Origin of the sequence: Odoribacter sp. N15.MGS-14, assembly GCF_000980245.1 — a bacterium.
Classification (GTDB): Bacteria; Bacteroidota; Bacteroidia; order Bacteroidales; family Marinifilaceae; genus Odoribacter; species Odoribacter splanchnicus.
This window is the reverse complement of the sequence record NZ_LARE01000011.1, coordinates 82549-99078: the sequence shown is the minus strand read 5'-3', so window position 1 is coordinate 99078 and position 16530 is coordinate 82549. Positions and strand designations below refer to the sequence as shown.

Annotated in this window: 14 protein-coding genes; 11 read left to right on the top strand and 3 right to left on the bottom strand. The window is 40.6% G+C overall.

Annotated features, from left to right (window positions below; genetic code table 11):
- Nucleotides 1-87: 87 nt before the first annotated feature.
- Nucleotides 88-819 (bottom strand): glycosyltransferase, encoded by a 732-nt coding sequence (locus WS34_RS04075; protein WP_046403359.1) that lies wholly within the window; start codon nt 817-819, stop codon nt 88-90.
- Nucleotides 820-922: 103 nt separating this feature from the next.
- On the opposite strand from WS34_RS04075, the gene WS34_RS04070 reads away from it, so the two are divergent.
- Nucleotides 923-2914, top strand: coding sequence for an LTA synthase family protein (locus tag WS34_RS04070; protein WP_022160842.1), 1992 nt, complete (start codon nt 923-925; stop codon nt 2912-2914).
- 6 nt (nt 2915-2920) lie between these two features.
- A complete protein-coding gene (locus WS34_RS04065; protein WP_013612872.1) occupies nt 2921-3874 on the top strand; it encodes a glycosyltransferase family 2 protein in 954 nt (317 codons plus the stop codon).
- A 61-nt stretch (nt 3875-3935) separates the two neighbouring features.
- Here the strand turns inward: WS34_RS04065 and WS34_RS04060 are convergent, their stop codons facing one another.
- Complete coding sequence (locus WS34_RS04060; RefSeq protein WP_353743263.1) at nt 3936-5663, bottom strand: ArnT family glycosyltransferase; 1728 nt, start codon at nt 5661-5663, stop codon at nt 3936-3938.
- Between the two features lie 173 nt (nt 5664-5836).
- Between WS34_RS04060 and pyrH the strand changes: the two genes are divergently transcribed.
- The 9 genes from pyrH (at nt 5837) to WS34_RS04015 (ending at nt 15490) form a co-directional block, all read left to right on the top strand.
- On the top strand, nt 5837-6544 hold the full coding sequence (gene pyrH / locus WS34_RS04055) for a UMP kinase (RefSeq protein ID WP_013612875.1): 708 nt from the start codon (nt 5837-5839) through the stop codon (nt 6542-6544).
- Nucleotides 6545-6617: 73 nt separating this feature from the next.
- Entirely contained in the window at nt 6618-8513 is a 1896-nt protein-coding gene (gene dxs, locus WS34_RS04050; RefSeq protein WP_046403293.1) for a 1-deoxy-D-xylulose-5-phosphate synthase, read from the top strand.
- On the top strand, nt 8510-9229 hold the full coding sequence (locus tag WS34_RS04045) for a Crp/Fnr family transcriptional regulator (RefSeq protein WP_013612877.1): 720 nt from the start codon (nt 8510-8512) through the stop codon (nt 9227-9229). Before dxs ends, WS34_RS04045 begins: the two co-directional genes overlap by 4 nt.
- A gap of 55 nt (nt 9230-9284) precedes the next feature.
- Entirely contained in the window at nt 9285-10484 is a 1200-nt protein-coding gene (locus tag WS34_RS04040; RefSeq protein WP_013612878.1) for a pyridoxal phosphate-dependent aminotransferase, read from the top strand.
- Between the two features lie 113 nt (nt 10485-10597).
- Nucleotides 10598-11728 (top strand): 1-acyl-sn-glycerol-3-phosphate acyltransferase, encoded by a 1131-nt coding sequence (locus WS34_RS04035; protein ID WP_013612879.1) that lies wholly within the window; start codon nt 10598-10600, stop codon nt 11726-11728.
- 273 nt (nt 11729-12001) lie between these two features.
- Complete coding sequence (locus WS34_RS04030) at nt 12002-12295, top strand: hypothetical protein (RefSeq protein ID WP_013612881.1); 294 nt, start codon at nt 12002-12004, stop codon at nt 12293-12295.
- On the top strand, nt 12273-13793 hold the full coding sequence (gltX, locus tag WS34_RS04025) for a glutamate--tRNA ligase (protein ID WP_046403291.1): 1521 nt from the start codon (nt 12273-12275) through the stop codon (nt 13791-13793). The genes WS34_RS04030 and gltX overlap by 23 nt, the downstream gene beginning before the upstream one ends.
- A 9-nt stretch (nt 13794-13802) precedes the next feature.
- A complete protein-coding gene (locus WS34_RS04020) occupies nt 13803-14138 on the top strand; it encodes a DUF4870 domain-containing protein (protein ID WP_013612883.1) in 336 nt (111 codons plus the stop codon).
- A 164-nt stretch (nt 14139-14302) separates the two neighbouring features.
- Nucleotides 14303-15490, top strand: coding sequence for a hypothetical protein (locus WS34_RS04015; RefSeq protein ID WP_046403289.1), 1188 nt, complete (start codon nt 14303-14305; stop codon nt 15488-15490).
- Here the strand turns inward: WS34_RS04015 and dusB are convergent.
- On the bottom strand, nt 15477-16478 hold the full coding sequence (dusB, locus tag WS34_RS04010) for a tRNA dihydrouridine synthase DusB (RefSeq protein WP_046403286.1): 1002 nt from the start codon (nt 16476-16478) through the stop codon (nt 15477-15479). The two genes, WS34_RS04015 and dusB, sit on opposite strands and share 14 nt — an antisense overlap.
- Between the last annotated feature and the right edge of the window lie 52 nt (nt 16479-16530).

The following is a 16530-nucleotide window of genomic DNA, read 5'->3' as shown; positions in this document are numbered from 1 at the left end:
TAAACATTTTTTAGATAATTTCAACTCATCGGAAAAAATCAGCTTTCCTAGCCGGTTCTTACCAACTCTATTCTTAAAAAATCTTTATTAAAGATGAGTATCTGCTATTTCATAATTTATATATCGTTTTTTCATCCAACGATACGCAAAGCAATCTTTAAAGGGTGATATGAGGCGATTACATAAATTGTATTTCGATTTTTCAGCTATTCGCGGGTAATGACGCACCGGTACTTGTTTCACTTTTCCTTGTTGTAGCAGGATCAGAGCCGGTAAAAAACGATGCATTCCAGTAAAAAAAGGTATTCGTTGCGCATATTCAGTATGCAAAATTTTTAAGGGGCATCCGGTGTCTTTCACCCCATCTTTTGTCATCAGTCTTCGAAACCCATTAGCTACTTTCGAGGACATATTTTTCACCAGACTATCCTTCCGTCCCACCCGAATCCCCATGACCAGCTCATAATCATCGGTATATTCCAACAAAAGATTGAAATCTTCAGGTGTAGTTTGTAAATCAGCATCTATATATCCGACCAACCTGGAGCAGGTATAATCGATTCCTGCTTTCATAGCTGCGCTCAATCCACAGTTTTTAGCCAAACCGATATAAAAAAAATCTTTATTCCGCCGGCAAATTTCTCTGATCAAATCACCGCTCCCATCTTGCGACCCGTCGTTCACAAACAAAATACAAGATTTCACTTTCGATTTTTTCAGAAAAGCCGACAAAGCAGTTTCAAGCCGCAACATATTTCCCCTTTCATTATATACCGGAACAATCACGGTCAGGTCATAATCAGAAGTTTTATTAGTCATCATATTTAAAAATATAAAGCTGTATTAATTCATCCTATATTCAAACTATAGTAATATTAAAAATGTATCTTTACGCCGTATTTTAAACCCTATTTTTTCTAAAATGCGAACATTTTCTCACCCCGGTTACAAACGGTTCTTATTGTCTGTAGGATGTTTGTTATCCATACATTTCACCGCTTTATTCTTTCTCACACTATTCAGACTCGTTTTTTTCTTCAGCGCCAATTACGATTTTCCGGATCAGGAGCATGTCGGTTTTATGTCGATATGGCCTGCCTTTATCCGGGGAGTCTGGTTCGATAATGTAATCGCTTGTTACATACTCCTCATCCCTTTAGTAGCTGTTTCCATTTCGGCTTTGTTCAACTACTACGGTAAAATACTCTGGAATGTTACATGTATTTTTTTCAGTTTATTCTATGGAATCGTATTGCTGGTTACGGCAGCCAATATTCCCTATTTTCAATATTTCTTTAAAATCATCAATTCGTCGGTCTTCAATTGGTTCGGCTATATGAATACGACAGCCGGCATGGTATTCGGAGAAACCTCCTACTACCCTCCTTTGATCGGCTTTCTATTGACTTTAGTGTTATTTATCTGGCTCATGCGACGATTGATCCGTCATTTTCAACGGTTACTAAATACAAAAAATCCGTCTGTCTTTTGGCTCGACCGTATTTATATCTTCCTGACAGCCTGCATCTGTATCGGCCTCTGCCTGTTCGGTATCCGGGGACGTACCGGATATAATCCGATAAAAGTCAGTGCAGCTTATTATTGTACCGATCCGTTTTTGAATCAATTGGGCATCAGTCCGGTATTCAATCTGTTAAGCAGTACGTTAGACGATTCACGGAAAGAAAACCGATACCTTCATCTTATGCCGGAAAACGAAGCGTTGGAAAATACCCGACACTATTTAAACCGGCCGGGAATCGAAGGGATCTCTCCCATTGCACGCCAAATCAACGCCTCCGACAGTTTAAGACGTCCGAATATTGTGCTGATTTTTATGGAATCGATGTCTGCCCATCTGATGAAACGTTTTGGACAGCAGAAGGAGCTGACTCCTTTTCTGGACAGTTTATACCGACAATCCTTAGCATTCTCTAATTTTTATTCCTCAGGAATCCATACGAATCATGGCATGTATGCGACCCTTTATTCTTTTCCTTCCATCTTAAAACGAAACGCGATGAAAGGTTCTGTCATTCCCACTTATTCCGGTCTTCCGACTATATTAAAAGAACAGGGTTACCGCACCATGTTCTTTATGACCCACGAATCCCAATACGACAATATGAATGCTTTTTTTCGTACCAATGGCTTCGACGAGATCTTTTCTCAGGAAAACTACCCGTCCGAAAAAGTAGTCAATGGTTTCGGCGTACAAGATGATTTTCTTTACGACTATGCACTGAATCATTTGAAAAAACAGTCCGCTCAGACTAGTCCGTTTTTTGCTGTCTTACTTTCTATCAGCAACCATCCTCCTTACGTGATTCCGTCTTATTTCCAGCCTAAAAGTAAAAACATAGAAGAACAAATCGTAGAATACGCCGACTGGTCGATTCGTCAATTCATGCATAAAGCCTCGCAACAACCTTGGTTCGACAATACGATCTTCGTCTTATTGGGCGATCACGGAAAATTAGTCGGCAATCCGGATAGTGAAATGCCTCAATCGTACAATCACATTCCTTTGATGTTTTATGCTCCCGCACTTCTCACCGCAGAAGAAAAAGAAAATTTCGGAGGACAGATCGACGTAGCTCCTACTTTATTGGGTATGTTACGTATCAATTATATTCAAAACAATCTGGGAATAGATTTATTAAAAGAAGAACGTCCTTGTATGTTTTTTAGCGCAGACAATATGTTAGGAGTCAAAGACACAAAACATTTCTATATTTACGATACGGAAAGTAAACAAGAGTTCAATTATAATATTCATAACGGAACTCTAAGCCCGGCAACAGCGAATGCGACATTCGACTCACTGAAAACCTATGCCTTCTCCATGTTGCAAACGACAGAATATCTGATCCGTAAACAACTGACAACCGACAAACCACATTCTAATCCATAATAAACCATGAATACAACCCACCTTATTATCGTAGTTCCGTGTTATAATGAGGAAAGCGTACTTCCGGAAACTATCCGGCAATTATCCGGCGTCCTGAACAGAATGCTGGAAAACGGAAAAATCTCCATTGGAAAAATATTATTTGTCGACGACGGCAGTAAAGACAAAACCTGGGAAATCATTACCGAGGCAGGTAAAACAAACGGACTCGTCGGTGGTTTAAAATTGGCTCATAATTCCGGTCATCAATACGCCTTGTTAGCAGGCCTGGAATGGGCCAGTACACACTGCGATGCCGCCATTTCAATCGATGCCGATTTACAGGACGATGTCGATGCTATCGAAGAGATGACCGATTGTTTCCTACAGGGAGCGGATATTGTCTATGGAGTAAGGCGGGAACGGACGACCGATACCTGGTTTAAGAAAAATACAGCTTTATTATTCTATCAGCTAATCCGTAAAATGGGAAGCGATGTCGTCTATAATCATGCCGACTTCCGACTGATGAGTAAACGCGCGTTACAGGCACTCGTATCCTATCCGGAACGCAATCTATTTCTCCGTGGAATAGTCCGGCTAATCGGTTTCCCCGAAGCTTACGTATATTATGACCGGAAAAGCCGGTTTGCAGGAGAATCCAAATATCCGTTCAAAAAGATGCTTTCTTTTGCCCTGGACGGTATTACCTCTTTTTCTGTAAAACCGCTTCAGCTAATCCTGACGGGAGGATTTATTTTCGGAATAATCGTCCCCATTATCATGATTATTTACGCCTTGGTACAACATGCTCATGCCCATACCATACCGGGTTGGACCTCCTTACTGGTCTCTATCTGGTTTATCGGTGGAATGATTATGATGGCTATCGGAATAACCGGAATATATATCGGAAAGATTTACAAAGAAGTGAAACAACGTCCCCGTTATTTTATCGAAGAAGATGTCAATCTGAAATAAATAACCGGGCTATTTGCAGATGGTCGGATATTTTCCGACCATCTGCAAAACACGGTTTCTGTTAAAAACGTTCTTCCGTTTCTGCATTTCCTATCGCCTTCTCTTTGGTAAAATGAAGAATATGGATTATATCTCTGACATCACAACTCCGGCGATTCGAAGTATAAACCGTATCTAAAACATATTCCTCTCCATATTTCTGACGAAATTCTTCCAATAGCCCCTGCTTCACTAAAACGTAGCCTTCTTCAGGCAATTCTTTTTCAAAAAGCGCCATCCGGTCACCATTGAAAAAATTGACACTATAGAAGAAATAAGTATAAGAATAAATTTTTCCTTCGGGCACCCATTTCCGTGCTTCCTGCGCCAAACCGATATCCGATTTGGTATTCAATACGGCAGGCTGATAAACTCCGTCCAAAACGACAAATATCATAAACAATAATCCGCACAAAGCATACAATACCTGAGTATTCCAGGGTTTACTTTTCAATTTTCTAAGCAAAACAACGACAGCAACAATCGGTAAAAAGATCAGAACAATATTGAATAAATTCATTGGAATTTCTTCCAACGCATGCAAAAAAGCGATATTCTCTACAGCCCTTTTACCCGCAAAAATCGTGTCGGGAACAACTCCTGCTTTCACGACAAAAAATACGACAGTCAGTAAAATAATAAGGCAAGAGATAACGATAGCAAAAATCTTTATGGCAGTTTTCCCCATACGAACCAACCAAAGAAAATAAACCGCCAGAAAATAACCGATAAAAGGGTATATCGGTAACAGATAAACACTTCTCTTACTTGCAGGGATACAATAAAATACAAATATCAGTGCTATAGTCAAAAAAGAATACAAGTGAACCGGATCACTGGTCCGGACTTTCTCTACCGTTTGTTGCCACTTCTCTTTCCAGGTCCCGGTCCATTTGCGGTAACGCAAACAGAAAAGAGAGAAGAGCAACAACAAAGTCCAGGGGAGATAGCCGGCCATAAGCATATAAATATTATAATAAAAAGGATTTTCATGGGAAGCATAAGACATCTTACCTAAAAATCGCCCGAAATTTTCTTCCATCATTAAATCTAAAAATTCCTGCTTTCCTTCGTTGTAAGCCAAAACATACCAAATGGCAGGTAACACACAAGCCAATAGGGCTATCCCGATAAAACGCAAAACCAATTTCCAGAAATGTCCTTTTCTTATCCAAAGAAATACGCCGGCTACCAAACAAGGCAAAATAATCCCCACCGGTCCTTTAGTCAAGGTAGCACATCCCATAAACAGAATAGCCAGCCAGGGGATCCCTCTCAAATCTTTTTCATACCACGAATAAAAACGGATAATAGCCAACACAATAAAAGCGGTCAATACCATATCTACCCGGCAGGTGAAACCGGCACGGTGTACCTCGAAACAGGTCAACATGACAAAGGCGGTCAATAACCCGACAGTTGCCCCTTTACGTCTGGCATAAAACCAATAAATAGCGGCAGCCATAATGATCAGGGCCAAAGCAGACGGAACCCGGGAGGAGTATTCGGACACTTCACCGCACAAAGTGGAAACAGCAGCCACACTCCAATGCAAAAAAGGAGGTTTAAAAGCAATCTCACCACCATAATTCCGGGGCAAAATCCAATTCCCGTGTTCCAACATAGAATAAGCCACAATAGCTTCCCGAGGCTCACCTTTCGTATTATAATCCGTTAAACCTAAAAGAGGGAAAATGGTTAATACACATATTGATAATAATATCAACAAATTACGATTCTGTTCGTTCATCTTCATCAATGATAAAAAATTAACAATAAAAACTACGATCTATTTTTTATACAGGCTTTGCTCTATAATCGGATAAAAATAACTAGTTTTGTTGTAATTTTTCACAATATAGAAAATCTTTTTGATAGAATAAACGATAAAAATGAAATCTGTCATTCAACTTTAAACCTAACATGATGAAATTTAACAGGATACTTCTTAAACTCAGCGGAGAGTCGTTAATGGGCGCTCAAAAATACGGGATAGACGTGACCCGTGTCGAAAGCTACGCCCGACAAATAAAAGAAATCGCCGAAATGGGCATCCAGATAGGAATAGTAATCGGCGGAGGAAATATTTTCCGGGGACTGAGCGGTACCAATAAAGGATTCGACCGGGTTAAAGGAGATAGTATGGGTATGTTGGCCACCGTAATCAATAGTCTGGCACTCAGTTCGGCACTCGACAACGAGAATTGCCGGAACAAAGTACTGACAGCTATACGCATGGAGCCCATCGGAGAATTCTACTCCAAAGCCAAAGCGATAGAATACCTTGAAAACGGCTATGTCACCATTTTCAGTGCCGGAACGGGTAATCCCTATTTCACAACCGATACAGGCAGTAGTTTGCGTGCCATAGAAATAGAAGCCGATGCCATGTTGAAAGGGACACGGGTAGACGGTATTTATACCGCCGATCCGGAAAAAGATCCGACAGCCACCAAATTCGAGAAAATCACGTATGACGAAATTTATAATAAAGGGTTAAAAGTCATGGATCTCACCGCAACGACCATGTGCAAAGAAAACCACCTTCCTATCGTTGTTTTCAATATGGATGTTGAAGGAAACCTTAAAAAATTAATGGAAGGCCAACAGATCGGTACGATCGTCTATTAATCTGCTAATATAATATGAACTAATAGGTTGATGTTTGTTATTAGCCCATTATTTATTAGCAAATGATGCATACATGAGTATCCTTGATTCTATAAATACACCTGAAGATTTAAAAAAAGTATCTGAAGATTCATTGATTCAGTTATGTCAGGAAATCCGGCAGAAAATCATCGATGATTGTGCCGAAAATCCGGGACATCTCGGATCAAGTCTGGGAGTCGTAGAATTGACTGTTGCGCTTCATTATATCCTCGACACCCCTTACGACAATCTTGTTTGGGACGTCGGACATCAATCTTATGCCCATAAAATACTCACCGGCCGCAAAGAACAATTCAAAACCAAACGTATCTACGGAGGAATCAGCGGTTTCCCGAAGATATCGGAAAGTGAATACGATTCGTTCGGTACAGGTCATTCTTCTACTTCGATTTCGGCAGCTTTAGGCATGGCTATTGCAGCAAAAATCAACGGAGAAACCGGGCGGCAAAGCGTGGCCGTAATCGGCGACGGTTCGATGACAGGCGGAATGGCTTTCGAAGCCCTCAACAATGCCGGGGTATACGATTCCAACCTATTAGTCATCCTGAACGACAATAATATGGCGATCGATCCCAACGTAGGAGGCTTGAACGAATATCTGTTGGACATCAGTACTTCTAAGACCTATAATAAAATCAAGGGGGATGTATGGAACGTTTTAGGTAAACTAAACCGGATCAGTCCAGGCATGAGGAATTTTATCCAGAATATCGACAATAGCATAAAATCGATGCTTCTGAAAAAAAGTAATCTTTTCGAAGCTATGGGATTACGTTATTTCGGTCCTGTCGACGGCCACGATATCCATCATCTGATCAAAATATTACGGGACCTGAAAAATATACCGGGTCCTAAAGTTTTGCATTGCATTACGGTCAAAGGAAAAGGATTTAAAGAAGCCGAAATCAATCAAACAATCTGGCATGCCCCCGGCAAGTTCAATAAAGTGACCGGAGAGCGAATTAAAGAGAATAATCCTAACATTCCGGCCAAATTTCAGGATGTTTTTGGAAACACAGTCACAGAGCTGGCGAAGAGCAATTCCAAGATCATCGGAATCACCCCTGCTATGCCTACCGGCTGTTCATTAAATATCATGATGCATGAAATGCCGGATCGTTGTTTCGATGTCGGGATTGCCGAGCAACACGCCGTCACTTTTTCTGCCGGCCTGGCGGCAAAAGGATTTGTTCCTTTCTGCAATATCTATTCTTCATTTATGCAGAGAGCCTACGATCAGGTGATTCATGATGTCGCCCTACAAAATCTGAATGTTGTATTTTGCCTCGACCGGGCCGGTTTTGTCGGAGCCGACGGAGCCACCCATCATGGAGCTTTTGATTTAGCCTATTTCAGATGCATTCCGAATATGATCATCGCAGCTCCCCTGGACGAAGCGGAACTGAGAAATATGATGTACACCGCCCAATTACCTGACCAGGGACCTTTTTCCATCCGCTATCCACGCGGAAACGGTTTTCTTGCCGATTGGCATACTCCTTTTCAGGAACTGGAAATCGGTAAAGGCAGATGTTTGATCGAGGGAGAAAAAATAGCGATTTTATCTATCGGAAGTATCGGAAATGTAGCGAAGAAAGCTGTATCTCACTTCGAAAAATCGCTCGTCGCCCTTTATGATATGCGTTTTTTAAAACCTATAGACGAAGAATTATTACATACCGTTTTTCAAAAATTTTCTAAAATAATCACCTTGGAAGACGGAACGATTCAAGGTGGATTAGGAAGTGCTGTCGCCGAATTTATGGCCGACCACCAATATCATGCTACTATAAAAAGATTAGGAATTCCGGATAAGTTTATCGAGCACGGAACTCAACAACAATTATATGAAGAATGCGGATTCGATGAAAAAAGCATAACCCGGTGCATTCAGGAAATGCTCATAGAAAAGGATACCAGAGAATGAAAAACGAATTAAACAAACATTCAAATATAGTTTTGCCGGACTTAGGGTCTTGTTACAAAAAACTAAAACAGACCTTTACCAATCTTTCGGACGAAGAATTAAAAGGCCTGCTTCGTCCGGATTCGGTCAAATATTACAAGAAAGGTGAACTGATTTACGCGGAAGGCACAAGAATCAAAGGTTGTTATTTCATATACAGCGGAATCATCAAAATATATCAAACAGGACATGAAGGGAAAGAGCAAATTATCAAATTCGATCAGGAAGGAGACCTCTTCGGCTTCCGTTCAGTCATCCGGCACGAACCTGCTTGCACCTCTATAGAAACACATTCAGAGGCAATTCTATGTTATATACCCGATTCGGTTTTGTTAAACTTAATCCGGAATAATTCAGGTTTTGCCTACGATATGATGCAAATAGCCTGTAAAGAATTGGGCGATTCGAATCGTTACATCCGGGATATTGCACAAAAATCTGTAAAAGAACGCCTGGCCGAGATCTTACTCCTCATTGCAGATGATTTCGGTATCGAACAAGACGGAAGTTTAAAACTGAATATCACCCGTGAAGACCTTAGCAATTTTGTCGGGACAGCGACAGAAACCGTTATTCGTTTACTTTCCGACTACAAAAACGACGGATTGATCGAAGTCAAAGGACGTAAAATAAAATTATTGAATATTGAAAAACTGAAAACGATTGCAGGAATGTAAAAAATATTGTATCTTGAGGGGCATTTAAAAAGAGGAACCTTCAAAGAAATACAATATGTTACAAATCTCAGAAAAAGGAAAAAAAATCCCGGCTTCTCCGATCCGTAAGCTGGTCCCTTATGCAGACCGTGCCAAAGAAAGAGGAATAAAGGTCTATCACCTGAATATCGGACAGCCGGATATCGCTACTCCTGAAGTAGCTTTGAAAGCAGTCCGGCAAATGAAACTTCCTGTAATCGAATATACGGCTTCCGCCGGAAATCATACACTTCGTACCAAATTAGCCGGATATTATCAGAAATTAGGGATCTCCCTGACCGAAGAAGACATACTGATTACTACCGGTGGCTCGGAAGCCATTCTGTTTGCTTTCATGAGCACCTTGAACGAGGGAGATGAAATTATTATACCGGAGCCGTTTTACGCCAATTATACGGCTTTCGCCTTAATGGTCGGAGCCAAAATTAAAACGGTAACAGCAAAAATCGAAGACAATTTCGCCCTTCCACCGATGAGTGAATTTGAAAAACAAATTACACCCAAAACCAAAGGAATTGTAATTGTCAACCCCAATAATCCGACAGGTTATCTATATTCCCCCAAAGAGCTGGAAGAGCTGGCGAAGATTGTAAAAAAACACGAATTATACCTATATTCTGACGAAGTCTACAGACGATATTGTTATGATGGCTTAAAACATTTTTCAGTAATGAATCTGAAAGGAATCGAACAAAACACCATTCTTTTCGATTCCATGTCGAAGCGTTACAGCGAATGCGGTATCCGTGTCGGAGCGATCATCACTAAAAATAAAGCGATATTGGATGCAGCCCTCAAATTCGGCATGGCCCGCCTTTGCCCTCCCGCTTTGGGACAAATTGCAGCCGAAGCCTCTCTGGACACCACCGACGAATATTTTGAAAGCGTCTATCATGAATATATCAAAAGAAGAAACTTCATGGTAGAAGCCTTGAATAAAATGCCGGGAGTGGTTTGTCCTATACCCAAAGGGGCCTTTTATTCCATAGTCAAGTTGCCTGTCGACGACGCTGAAAAATTCGCTCAATGGTTATTGGAAGAATTCGACTATAACGGTCAAACCGTTATGCTCGCCCCTGCCAGCGGCTTCTATTATACTCCCGGATTAGGCAAAAATGAAGTAAGAATAGCTTATGTACTAAAAATCAGTGATCTTCAAAAAGCGATGGAAATTTTATCCGTAGCTTTAAAGACTTACCCGGGAAAGACATTATAAATTAAGAAACAGATTAATAGGCATTTTCCGGGAAGTTTTAGCAGATAGCTTTCAGCTTTTAGCTTTTAGTTTTATCTTTGCAGCAGAAAAGAATTATTTTTTAAAATAAAATTATGACATCGGATTCCGAATTTAACACCATCAGACCCTATTGCGATAGCGAAATAGAGGCAGCAATAGAACGTCTATGTAAATCAGAAGAATTTTTGACTCTGTTTACACACCTAACTAAAATGGACCGTGCAACCATACAAGGAGCTTTACAAGGAATTCGAAGCCGTGCGGAATTTCAAGCCAAATTTTTCGGTCCGGCCATCCAATCTCTGATCAATACGACTACAGACGGAATTACAGTATCAGGAATGGAATTGGTCGACAAAAATACTTCTTATATTTTTATGTCCAATCATCGGGATATCATTCTCGATTCGGCCATCCTGAATGTACTTTTGCGTCAACATGGTAATAAATACACCCGGGCTGCTATAGGAAGTAATCTCCTGATCAACGACTGGGTAACCGATTTGGTCAAATTAGATTCTTGTTTTGTCATAGAGAGAGATATAACAGTGAGAGAAATGCTTACGAGTTCGGCTCTCCGTTCAAAATATATCCGGGAAGTCATCGAAGAAAACGAAGATTCGGTATGGATCGCCGAACGGGAAGGAAGAACTAAAAACGGCGATGATAAAGCCCAACCCAGTCTATTGAAAATGCTGAAGATGAGCGGTCCCACCCAATTCGGGATCAATTTCAGAGAACTACATATCATGCCCCTCGCCATCTCCTACGAATGGGAGCCTTGCGATGCCCTGAAAACCTCGGAATTATATACCAAAACCGTCGGAGAATATATCAAAACTCCCGAAGCCGATATGAACAGTATGCTCACCGGGCTAAGTGACTACAAAGGACGCGTACATTTTCATATCGATCAGCTCACAGATCAGGAATTCGATGAACTGGATCAACTTCCCTCCAATGGAGACAGAATAGAAGCACTCGCCGGAATTATCGATTCTAAAATTCATCAGAATTTCAAGCTTTGGCCGAATAATTACATTGCCTATGATTTATTACATTCGGTAAATAAATTCAAAGCATTCTATACCGAAGAAGAAAAGAAACGTTTTATCGAAGTGATGACTCAAAAAATGGATAAACTGGAAGGGAATATTTCCCTACTGAACAATATTTATCTGGAAATATATGCTAATCCGGTAAAAAATCAATTGAAATTATAATCCTTCGTACAGCAAGGACGAATACAATGTTTAACGGATAAGAAAAAACGATTCGCCTGCCGCATTTTAATTTTACATATAAGTTATACCCACTATGAAAATTATTCGCCTACTGATAATACTCACTGCTTTCTTACTGATGATATCGAGTGCACTATCTCTATTTAGCAATACCGATAGGACACCGGTCTATATCAACGTCGCTTCTATGGCTTGTTTAATGATAGTCGTTACACTGTTAAACTTCAAGAATAAAAATAAAAACGAACAATAATGTACAAAGTAAAACGTACAATTTACGTCGATAACCAATCGATTGACGTTTGGTTCGGATTAGTAAGCAAAACCAAAAACGGTAAAAACGGAAAATATACGGTCTATCTGTTGACCGACGATCCCAACAATCCTTATAATCACGCGGAGCCTATCTTGAGCAATATCACCTCAAAAGAAACAGCCGTCCGAAAAGCAATCGAATATACCAAAGAGCTGTTTCATAATATATTGATCAGCCAAAAAAACAACAATAAATCGCAAGAAGACAATGGAAAGAAAAGTCAGAGTTAGATTTGCTCCAAGTCCGACGGGAGCGCTTCACTTAGGAGGAGTAAGAACAGCCCTCTTCAATTATCTGTTTGCCCGCCATTATGGTGGAGATTTTCTTTTAAGAATCGAAGATACTGACCAAACCCGGTATGTACCCGGTGCAGAAGAATACATTATAGAGTCTTTGAAATGGTGTGGCTTAAAAGTGGATGAAGGAGTTGGGGTAGGTGGAGAATACGGTCCATATCGTCAAAGTGAAAGAAAAGAAATCTACAAAAAATATGCCCTCCAACTCGTTGAATCGGGAAATGCATACTACTCTTTCGATACAGCCGAAGAATTGGATGCGATGAGAAAAGAGTGTGAAGGCCGTGGGGAAACATTTATTTACAATGCCACGAGCAGAGGTAAATTAAAGAATTCCCTGAATATGGATGCCGGTAAAGTAAAACAATTGCTGGAAGCGGGTGTGCATTATGTCATCCGTTTTAAAATGCCCGAGCATGAAGATCTTCTCCTTCACGACATTATTCGCGGAGAAGTCCATTTCAACAGCTCCCTGCTTGACGATAAAGTGCTCTATAAGTCGGACGGAATGCCTACTTATCACCTGGCCAACATTGTAGACGACCACTTAATGAAAATCACCCATGTTATCCGTGGAGAAGAATGGTTGCCTTCTCTTCCCTTACATGTGTTGCTTTACAAAGCCTTCGGTTGGGAAGACACCATGCCTGAATTCGCTCACCTCCCGCTGATCTTAAAACCGGTAGGGAACGGCAAATTAAGCAAACGGGACGGTAACAAAATGGGATTCCCGGTATTCCCGATGGAATTTACAGATCCGGCAACCGGAGAAAAATGGCATGGCTACAAAGAAGACGGTTATTTCCCTGAAGCATTCATCAATATGCTGGCCCTTTTGGGATGGAATCCGGGTACGGACCAGGAAATATTCTCCCTTCAGGAGTTATGCGAACTATTCACTTTAGACAGAGTTAAAAAGTCAGGAGCTAAATTCGATCCCGAAAAAACAAAATGGTTTAATCATAAATATTTGGTGGCTAAACCGGATGCTGAATTAGCAGACCTAGTCGACGAAATGCTTAAAGCAGAACAAATCGTTTTCGACAGGAAAAAAACCGAGAAAATCTGTAGTCTGATGAAAGAACGCTATAATTTTGTAGCCGATTTGTATGCAGACTGCCGCTTTTTCTTCGTTACTCCTACCGAATTTAATGAAAAAGATACCAAAAAATATTGGAAAGAAGATACACCTGCTTTAATGCGTGAATTACTGGAAATACTGAAGAGTATCGATGATTATTCTTTTGCCAATACGGAGAAAATCATTTCTGCCTGGATCACCGAAAAAGGCTTAGGCTTCGGTAAGGTAATGAATCCTTTCCGGGTAGCCATTATCGGTGCTGCTAAAGGACCGCATATGTTCGATGTTATCGAAATTATCGGTAAAGAAGAAACGATACGCCGTATGGAAAAAGCATTGTCCACTTTATAAAACCAAATCATGGAATCGGAAAAACAATATGCCATGTTTATTCATCTTTCCCAATTGGCCGGAAGTATCGTCGTCGGTTTGGGATGGATATTGCCTTTAGTATTGTGGCTGACTAAAAAAGATAGCTCCGAATACATCGATGCCAATGGAAAAATCGTGATGAATTGGATTATTTCCTGCTTGATTTACGGTATTGTCAGTGGTATACTTTGCCTTATAGGGATCGGTGTCGTCCTGCTCATCGCCCTGGCGATATGTAACCTGACATTTATTATCATAGGTTCCGTCAAAGCAAGCCAGGGAAACTTATGGCCTTATCCTTTATCTATTCCATTTATTAAATAAAGAAAAGCAGTTATATACATATTTGCACTTATAATCGTACATTAGGGTAAACATGTATATAAACACTTAAAGAAAATAACCGGAAACTGATATTCCGGTTATTTTTTTCTCGCTTTGTAACAATCTACAGGTGCTGTTCGTCATAGTTGAAAATTGTCTTAGCTATGAAAAAATTTATCGTAATCCTTTTATCCAACTTTATTTTCACAATCAGTTTTGCACAAACCGATGCCGCTTACCGGATCTTCGGTGAAATTATGACAGTAGAGAATAAAGTCTATAAAGGTTTCATCACTTGGAATGGGAACAAAAATTATTGGATAGATTTTTTTGAGGCCTCGAAAATTGAAAATCCTTATCGTTCCTATTTCAAAAGGAGCGACGGATTGGTTTTCAGAGCAAACGACAGGGAATTCATAACACCTCCGACACATAATTTTTGTTGCCGTTTCGGAAATATAAAAAGTATCCGGCCCACTGACGTAAATGAAATCGTTCTGCAATTAAAAAACGGAGACCGACTCACTTTGGTCAAAGGGTACTCATCGGACATAAATACCCATATACGAATTACTACTCCAACCGAAACGACCTCGATAAAATGGGATCATATCAGTGAAATTCATTTTATGGGAGCAGACAAGGAGGCCATTGCCCCCGAAACGAACCAAGTCGCCGGTACGGTAAAAAGTACCCAGGGTATATACAAGGGAATCATTTATTGGAATTCCCAGCAAAGACAAAGTCAGGAAAAAATGAACCAGATAAATACTTTTTTAAACAAAATAAAGAAGTTATATGCATTCAAAGGTAAAAACGGGAACCATACTTTCGGATTGATCCCCTTAGTCTCTCCAAACGATGACCCTGCAGATGCACAGATCAATGCACTTTACCCAGTAGAAAACATAACGATCAACATGCCCAATATCGGTAGCGTATGTGTATCCCGGGCACAATTCGAAGAATTGACGATCATCCCCATCTCCGAATTGAATTTATTGAGTTATGATGATTTTCCAAGTCCCCAAGCCATAAAAGGAGAAGTAGTCACCCGCTCGGGACAAACTTTCGCCGGTAACCTGGCTTACGATCTGGACGAGAGCTATGAATTTGAAGTGCTCGACGGTAAAAACAATACGATCAGCTACCGTATCCCGTTTCGTTACATCCGCTCCATCGCACCAAAAAATTACAAATATTCCTTTATCACGCTACGGAATAACAGTCAGCTCAGCCTGGGAGAAACTTGTGATGTCAATCAGGATAACAATGGAATTATTATTTTCAGGAACGGTCAAAATCCAGTATACATCCTATGGTCGGAAATAAAAGAAATCAATCTGAAATGATCAGGTTGTAATCATCTGAATAGCGCTTTTCTATTTCATCGAAAACCTCCCAAAGAACGTCGATCGTCGGAGCCTGTAACATTCGGATCCGAAGATCCCTGAAATGAGGTAAACCTTTAAACATATAGGCCATATGACGCCTCATATGCAGTAATCCACGAACCTCGTCGATCCACTCTACCGATAAGAGAATTTGTTCTTTGATCACCTCGATCTGTTCTTTTACAGATAAATCGGGTAATAACTCACCCGTTTCAAAATAATGCCTGATTTGTTTAAATATCCAGGGATGCCCGATCGTAGCTCTTCCGATCATTACGCCATCGACTCCATACCTCTCGAAAGCCTCTTTCGCTTTCTCCGGAGAAGTAATATCTCCATTGCCTAAAATAGGAATTTTTATCCGGGGATTATTTTTTACCCGGGCAATCGGTTCCCAATCGGCTTCTCCGGAATACATCTGAGAACGGGTACGCCCATGAATAGCCAAAGCCTGAATCCCCACATCCTGCAAACGTTCAGCAATGTCTTCGATAATGATATGCTCACAATCCCAGCCTAAACGGGTTTTTGCCGTCACAGGAATCTTAACGGCTTGTACAATCTGCCGTGTCATTTCAACCATCAAAGGAATGTCCTTCAACATGCCGGCTCCGGCCCCTTTCTGAGCAACCCGTTTCACCGGACATCCAAAATTAATATCTATAAAATCAGGCCGAACCTCCTCCACAATTTTGGCAGCTTCGACCATAGAATCGATAAAACGTCCGTAGATCTGAATCGTAACCGGACGTTCTGTTTCATCGATCGTCAATTTTTTCAACGATTTATTCACCGAACGAACCAACGCATCGGCAGATACAAACTCAGAATACAACCAATCCGCACCATATTTCTTACAAAATTTCCGGAAAGGAGGATTGGTCACATCTTCCATCGGAGCCAATATCAATGGCCTGTCTCCTACTTCTATCCCAGCTACTTTCATTTATTATTCAGATATTTTAAACATTATATTAACGGTCTTCCCGGCAAATACG

What these genes read in the sequence shown, in the direction of transcription:
- WS34_RS04045 (WP_013612877.1), top strand. Translation starts at nt 8,510, where the DNA reads ATGAAAAACGAATTAAACAAACATTCAAATATAGTTTTGCCGGACTTA.
- WS34_RS04030 (WP_013612881.1), top strand. Translation starts at nt 12,002, where the DNA reads ATGTACAAAGTAAAACGTACAATTTACGTCGATAACCAATCGATTGAC.
- pyrH (WP_013612875.1), top strand. Translation starts at nt 5,837, where the DNA reads ATGATGAAATTTAACAGGATACTTCTTAAACTCAGCGGAGAGTCGTTA.
- WS34_RS04040 (WP_013612878.1), top strand. Translation starts at nt 9,285, where the DNA reads ATGTTACAAATCTCAGAAAAAGGAAAAAAAATCCCGGCTTCTCCGATC.
- WS34_RS04065 (WP_013612872.1), top strand. Translation starts at nt 2,921, where the DNA reads ATGAATACAACCCACCTTATTATCGTAGTTCCGTGTTATAATGAGGAA.
- WS34_RS04070 (WP_022160842.1), top strand. Translation starts at nt 923, where the DNA reads ATGCGAACATTTTCTCACCCCGGTTACAAACGGTTCTTATTGTCTGTA.
- dxs (WP_046403293.1), top strand. Translation starts at nt 6,618, where the DNA reads ATGAGTATCCTTGATTCTATAAATACACCTGAAGATTTAAAAAAAGTA.
- WS34_RS04075 (WP_046403359.1), bottom strand. Translation starts at nt 819, where the DNA reads ATGACTAATAAAACTTCTGATTATGACCTGACCGTGATTGTTCCGGTA.
- dusB (WP_046403286.1), bottom strand. Translation starts at nt 16,478, where the DNA reads ATGAAAGTAGCTGGGATAGAAGTAGGAGACAGGCCATTGATATTGGCT.
- WS34_RS04060 (WP_353743263.1), bottom strand. Translation starts at nt 5,663, where the DNA reads ATGAACGAACAGAATCGTAATTTGTTGATATTATTATCAATATGTGTA.
- WS34_RS04015 (WP_046403289.1), top strand. Translation starts at nt 14,303, where the DNA reads ATGAAAAAATTTATCGTAATCCTTTTATCCAACTTTATTTTCACAATC.
- WS34_RS04020 (WP_013612883.1), top strand. Translation starts at nt 13,803, where the DNA reads ATGGAATCGGAAAAACAATATGCCATGTTTATTCATCTTTCCCAATTG.
- gltX (WP_046403291.1), top strand. Translation starts at nt 12,273, where the DNA reads ATGGAAAGAAAAGTCAGAGTTAGATTTGCTCCAAGTCCGACGGGAGCG.
- WS34_RS04035 (WP_013612879.1), top strand. Translation starts at nt 10,598, where the DNA reads ATGACATCGGATTCCGAATTTAACACCATCAGACCCTATTGCGATAGC.